This window comes from Rhodoplanes roseus, from assembly GCF_003258865.1.
GTDB classification, from domain to species: domain Bacteria; phylum Pseudomonadota; class Alphaproteobacteria; order Rhizobiales; family Xanthobacteraceae; genus Rhodoplanes; species Rhodoplanes roseus.
The window spans coordinates 1-5633 of sequence record NZ_NPEX01000338.1; the positions used below are offsets into that span (position 1 = coordinate 1).

At 72.4% G+C, this 5633-nt stretch carries 6 protein-coding genes; 4 read left to right on the plus strand and 2 right to left on the minus strand.

What is annotated here, in order from left to right; translation table 11 throughout:
- From prpF to CH341_RS27485, 4 genes are all read left to right on the plus strand, one after another.
- Positions 1 to 1153: 2-methylaconitate cis-trans isomerase PrpF (gene prpF / locus CH341_RS27470; protein WP_210208635.1), on the plus strand; the 1153-nt coding region annotated here is incomplete at its 5' end.
- A gap of 32 nt (positions 1154 to 1185) precedes the next feature.
- Positions 1186 to 2169 (plus strand): Bug family tripartite tricarboxylate transporter substrate binding protein, encoded by a 984-nt coding sequence (locus tag CH341_RS27475; RefSeq protein ID WP_111422144.1) that lies wholly within the window; start codon positions 1186 to 1188, stop codon positions 2167 to 2169.
- Between the two features lie 78 nt (positions 2170 to 2247).
- The gene (locus CH341_RS27480) at positions 2248 to 3039 is read left to right on the plus strand and encodes an alpha/beta fold hydrolase (protein WP_111422140.1); all 792 of its coding nucleotides are present in this window, start codon (positions 2248 to 2250) and stop codon (positions 3037 to 3039) included.
- A gap of 33 nt (positions 3040 to 3072) precedes the next feature.
- Positions 3073 to 3771 carry a polysaccharide deacetylase family protein gene (locus CH341_RS27485; RefSeq protein ID WP_111422141.1) on the plus strand — a complete coding sequence of 233 codons (699 nt, stop codon included), beginning with the start codon at positions 3073 to 3075 and terminating at the stop codon, positions 3769 to 3771.
- Positions 3772 to 3791: 20 nt separating this feature from the next.
- Here the strand turns inward: CH341_RS27485 and fabI are convergent, their stop codons facing one another.
- Together fabI and CH341_RS27495 are read right to left on the minus strand one after the other, a co-directional pair.
- On the minus strand, positions 3792 to 4574 hold the full coding sequence (gene fabI / locus CH341_RS27490) for an enoyl-ACP reductase FabI (protein ID WP_111422142.1): 783 nt from the start codon (positions 4572 to 4574) through the stop codon (positions 3792 to 3794).
- Positions 4571 to 5633: acetate/propionate family kinase (locus CH341_RS27495; RefSeq protein WP_111422143.1), on the minus strand; the 1063-nt coding region annotated here is incomplete at its 5' end. The genes fabI and CH341_RS27495, both read right to left, overlap by 4 nt.

Genomic DNA, 5633 nt, shown 5'->3' on the forward strand with positions numbered 1-5633 from the left:
CGTGTACATGCGCGGGGGCACCAGCAAGGGCGTGTTCTTCCAGGCCCGCGACCTGCCGGCCGACCCGGCCGCGCGCGACCGCGTGCTGCTGCGCGTCACCGGCAGCCCCGATCCTTACGGCAAGCAGATCGACGGCATGGGCGCGGCGACCTCGAGCACCAGCAAGGTGGTGCTGGTGTCGCCCTCGGCGCGGCCCGGCTGCGACGTCGAGTATCTGTTCGGCCAGGTGTCGATCGAGGCGCCGCTGATCGACTGGTCGGGCAATTGCGGCAACCTCACCACGGCGGTCGGCCCGTTCGCCATCGCCCAGGGGCTGGTGCAGGCGGGCCCGGACGGGATCCGCACGGTGCGGCTGTGGCAGGCCAATCTCGGCAAGCGCATCGTCGCCCATGTGCCGGTGCGCGGCGGCGAGGTTCTGGAGGAGGGCGCCTTCGCGCTCGACGGCGTCGCCTTTCCGGCCGCCGAGATCCGCCTCGAATTCATCGATCCGGGCGGCGGCGCGCAGGGCGTGCTGCCGACCGGGCAGGCGGTCGACACGCTGCTGGTGCCGGGGCTCGGCACCGTGCAGGCGAGCCTGGTCGACGCCGGCAACCCGACCGTGATCGTCGCCGCCGCGGCGCTCGGCGTGCCGGCCGCGCTGGCGCAGGCCGAGGCGAACGCCGACGCGGCGTTCCTGGCCCGCTGCGAGGCGGTGCGCGCCGCTGGCGCCGTGATGATGGGGCTGGCGAAGACCGCGGCCGAGGCGACGGCGAACCGTCCGGCGACGCCGAAGGTCGCGCTGGTCGGACCGCCCGCCGACTATGTCGCGTCGAGCGGCCGCGCCGTCGCGGCGCACGACATCGACGTGGTCGCCCGGATGATCTCGATGGGCAAGCTGCACCACGCCCTCACCGGCACCGGCGCGGTGGCGCTGGCCGTCGCCGCGGCGCTGCCCGGCACCCTGGTGGCGGATCTGCTCGGCGGCCCCGTGTCGGGCGGCCGCATGGTGCGGCTCGGCCACGCCTCCGGCATCCTGCCGGTCGGCGCCGAGGCGTCGCGGCGCGACGGCGCCGTGGTGGTCGACAAGGCGGTGCTCAGCCGCAGCGCCCGCCGCCTGATGGAAGGGGTCGTCCTCGTCCCCGCCGTCGTCCAAGCATCCAGCGTCGCCGCCTGACGGCGTCGCGTTTCCGGGAGATCGCCGTGACCATGATCCGATCCGCCGTCTTCGCCCTCGCCGCCCTGCTGGCCGCCGGGCCGGCCGCGCACGCCCAGGCGCCGGCGCCCGCCGCCGACTATCCGGTGCGCCAGGTCACCCTGGTGGTGCCGTACGCCGCCGGCGGCTTCGCCGACATCCGCGCGCGAAAGATCGTCGAGAAGCTCGGCAAGGCGCTGAACGCCACCGTCATCATCGACAACAAGACCGGCGCCGGCGGCGTGCTCGGCACCTCGACGATCGCCAAGTCGCCGCCGGACGGCTCGGTGATCGGCATGGGCAATCTGGCGCCGCTCGCCGTCAACGTGTCGCTGATGGGCAAGCTGCCCTACGACCCGGCGACCGACGTGGTGCCCGTGATCCTGATCGAGCGCTCGCCGCTGGTGCTCACCGCCGCCCCGAGCCAGGGCCTGAAGAGCGTCGCCGACGTGATCGCCAAGGCGAAGGCCGAGCCCGGCAAGATCACCTACGGCTCGTCCGGCATCGGCGGCGCGCATCATCTCTCCGGCGTGATGTTCGGCCGCCAGGCCGGCATCGACATCGTCCACGTGCCCTACAAGGGCGGCGGCAACGCCGCGACGGATCTGCTGGCCGGCCACATCGCCGTGATGTTCGAGATGGGCTACGCGGCGCTGCCCTCGATCGAGGCCGGCAAGATCATGCCGCTCGCCGTCACGTCGAGCCACCGCATCGGCCTGCTGCCGAACGTGCCGACCATGGCGGAGGCCGGCCTGCCGGGCTTCGAGTCGTACAACTGGCAGGGCATCGTCGCCCCCAAGGGGACGCCGCCCGCCATCGTCACGCGGCTCAACAAGGAGCTCAACGCGATCCTGCAGATGCCGGACGTGCGCGACAGCATCGTGTCTCAGGCGAGCGAGCCGGCCGGCGGGACGCCCGAGGAGTTCGCCGCCTTCATCAAGAGCGAGACCGCCAAATGGGCCGAGCTGATCCGCGCGGCCAACATCAAGCCGGAGTAGCGCGGCGCCTGCGCCGCCGCACCGCGGGCCGTCGCGGCGGGACTGCGTCGCCGGCCGCCGATCAGAAGGACCTTGACCATGCCGATGCTCGAACGCCCCGATGGCGAGCTTCCCTACGAGGTGGTCGGCGACGGGCCGCCGCTGGCGCTGGTGTCCGGGCTCGGCGGCGCCGCCGGCTACTGGACCAATCTGGTGCCGGTGCTGTCGCGCGCCTTCACGGTGATCCTGCACGACCACATGGCGACGGGCCGTTCGCGCTCGCGCCGCAGCGTGCACACGGTCGAGGCGCTCGCCGCCGACATCGATGCGCTCCTCACCCATCTCGGCTGCCCGTCCTGCAGCCTGGTCGGCCACTCGACCGGCGCGGCCGCCGGCCAGATCCTGGCGCAGGACTATCCGGGCCGGATCGACAAGCTGGTGCTGTACGGCGGCTGGGCCGGGCCCGATCCGCACTTCGCGCACTGCTTCAAGGTGCGCCGGCGGATGCTGACCGAGATCGGCGTGCCGGCCTACAACGAGGCGGGGCCGATCTTCCTCTATCCGCCGCTGTGGATCAGCCGAAACCCGGACAAGGTCGCCAAGATCATCGCCGACAACGACGCCGCCCCGCCGAAGCAGGAGGACATCGCGGCCCGCATCGACATGATCGTCGGCTTCGACCGCCGCGCCCGCATGGCCGAGATCGGGGTGCCGACGCTGGTGGTGTGCGCCAGCGACGACATCCTCACGCCGCCGCATCTGTCCGAGGAGCTCGCCGCCGGCATTCCGGGCGCCCATCTGGTCACGCTGCCCTGGGGCGGCCACGCCTGCTCGCAGACGGCGCCGGAGGAGTTTCTGGCGAGCGTGCTGCCGTTCCTGCGCGGGCGGTGAGCGAGCCGCCGGCGGTTCGCGGGGGAGGATGACGTGCCGCGCCACATCGTCTGTCTCAGCGTCGATCTCGACGTGTCGGACCGTGACGCCTGCGAGGTCGGCGCCGCGCGCCTTCTCGATCTCCTGAAGGATCGCGGTCTGCGCTCCACCTGGTTCGTGCCCGGCCACGCCCCCGGCACTGATCGCGCGCTGTGCGAGCGCCTGGTGCGCGACGGCCACGAGATCGGCGTCTTGGCCGCAGCGTCGCACCCCGAGACTGCCGTGATGCAGGCCGTCGAGGCGATCCGCGACGTCGCCGGCGCGCCGCCGTGCGGATTTCGGACGACGTCCGGACACGAGCCCGGCCCAGGGACGCCCGCGTGGCGCGGCGTGCCGGGCTTCGCGTACGACTCCTCCCGCGCCGGCCTGAGCTGGTGGCCGACGCGATTGCGGCCGCACGGTACTGGCGCGCCTTCGGCGGCCGACCTGATCGACATGCCGATCACGCTGACGCTCGGCGGCCCATCGATGCCGGCCCGCGCCGTCCTGCAGGACTGGAGCGACGAGTTTCTGTTCATGCGCGAGAGCGTGAACTTCGGCGTGCTGACCTGTGCGATGCCGCTCGCCACGATCGCGCGCGGCGCCTGGTTGCGCGCCTTCGGGTCGTTCCTGGACACGGTGACGGCCGGCACCGCCGCCGTCCTCACCCTCGACGCCGCCGCCCGCGAGGCGGGCGAGCGCATCGGGATCTGATCAGGTTCGAGCGCCCTCCGTCAATCCACGATGTTGTAGCCGCCGTCCACGTAAAGGGTCTCGCCGGTGATCAGGCGGGCGGCGTCGTGGGCCAGGAAGGCGGTGGCGAGGCCGACATCGTCGATCGAGACGAGCTTGTGGGCCGGCGCCTTGCCGCGCGCCTTCTCCAGCAGGTCGTCGAACTCCGGGATGCCGGAGGCGGCGCGGGTCGCCAGCGGGCCGGGCGAGATCGCGTGCACCCGGATTCCCTTGGGGCCCAGCTCGGCCGCCAAATAGCGTACCGAACTCTCCAGCGCCGCCTTGGCGACGCCCATGATGTTGTAGTGCGGCACCACGCGCTGGCTGCCGTAATACGTCATCGTGAACAGCGCGCCGCCGTTGGTCATCAGCGGCTCGGCCAGCTTCGCCATGCGGATGAACGACCAGCACGACACGTCCATGGTGGTGAGGAAGCCCTCGCGATCGGCGTCGATGACGCGGCCTTCCAGCGTCTGCTTGGGCGCGAAGGCGATCGAGTGGATGACGAAGTCGAGCCGGCCCCAGGTCTTGGCGATGGTCTCGAACACCGCCTCCATCTGGCCCGGCGCCCGCACGTCGAGCGGCATGAACATCTCCGCCTCGACCTCCTCGGCGAGCGGCGCGACATGCGGCTTCGCCTTCTCGTTCAGATAGGTGACGGCGAGCTCGGCGCCGAGCGCCCGGAAGGCACGGGCGCATCCCCAGGCGATCGACTGGTCGTTGGCGATGCCGACGATCAGGCCGCGGTTGCCTTCGTGGATCTTGGCCTTGTAGACGGGAATCATCTGGGACCTCTGCTGACGGAAGACGAGCCGACGAGAGCGGCCGTGTGGCGGGCGATCATCAGTTCCTCGTTGGTCGGCACCACGAGGAGTGCGAGGCGGCTGTCGGGTGCCGAGATGCGGCTGCGCCCCTCCGCATTGGCGGCCGGGTCGATCTCGGCGCCGAGCCAGGCGAGCCGCGCGGCGACGGCGGCGCGCAGCCGCGCCGAGTTCTCGCCGATGCCGGCCGTGAACACGACGCCGTCGAGGCCGCCGAGCGCCGCCGCCAGCATGCCGGCCTCGAGCCCGATCCGGTAGACGAAGAACGCGATGGCGGAGGCGGCGCGCGGATCGTCGGACGCCTCCAGGTCGCGCATGTCGTTGCCGATGCCGGACAGGCCCTTCAGACCGCATTCGCGATACAGGAAGTGCTCGATCGCGGCCGCGTCCATGCCCTTCGCGGTCATCAGATGCAGGATGACGCCGGGGTCGAGCCGGCCGGGCCGGGTGCCCATCGGCAGCCCGTCCAGTCCGGTGAAGCCCATGGTGGTCTCGACGCTGCGGCCGGCGGAGAGCGCGCACAGCGAGGCGCCGCTGCCGAGATGGGCGACGATCACGCGCCCGCGTGCGATGTCGGGCGCCACCTCGGGCAGGCGGCTGGCGACATACTCGTAGGAGAGGCCGTGGAAGCCGTAGCGGCGGACGCCCTCGTCGTGGAGCGCCTGCGGAATGGCGAAACGATCGGCGAGCGGATCGCGGCCGCGATGGAAGGCGGTATCGAAGCAGGCGACCTGCGGCAGGTCGGGCCGGCGCTCGAGGAGGGTGCGGATCGGCGCGAGATTGTGCGGCTGGTGCAAGGGCGCGAGCGGCACCAGCCGCTCCAGGTCGGCCAGCACGGCCGGGCTCACCCGGACCGGCCTGTCGTAGGTCGGGCCGCCGTGCACGACCCGGTGGCCGACCGCGGCGAGCGTCACGCCGGTCTGGCCGCGCAGCCAGGTCTCGGCGACGTGGAGCGCCGCCGGCAGGTCCGGCACCGCCGCGGGTGCCAGCGCCTTGTCGACCAGGGTCTCGCCGTCGGCGCCG

Bases quoted from the DNA above. Each gene is read 5' to 3' on its own strand.
- CH341_RS27475 (WP_111422144.1), top strand. From the start codon at position 1,186: ATGATCCGATCCGCCGTCTTCGCCCTCGCCGCCCTGCTGGCCGCCGGG.
- CH341_RS27480 (WP_111422140.1), top strand. From the start codon at position 2,248: ATGCCGATGCTCGAACGCCCCGATGGCGAGCTTCCCTACGAGGTGGTC.
- fabI (WP_111422142.1), bottom strand. From the start codon at position 4,574: ATGATTCCCGTCTACAAGGCCAAGATCCACGAAGGCAACCGCGGCCTG.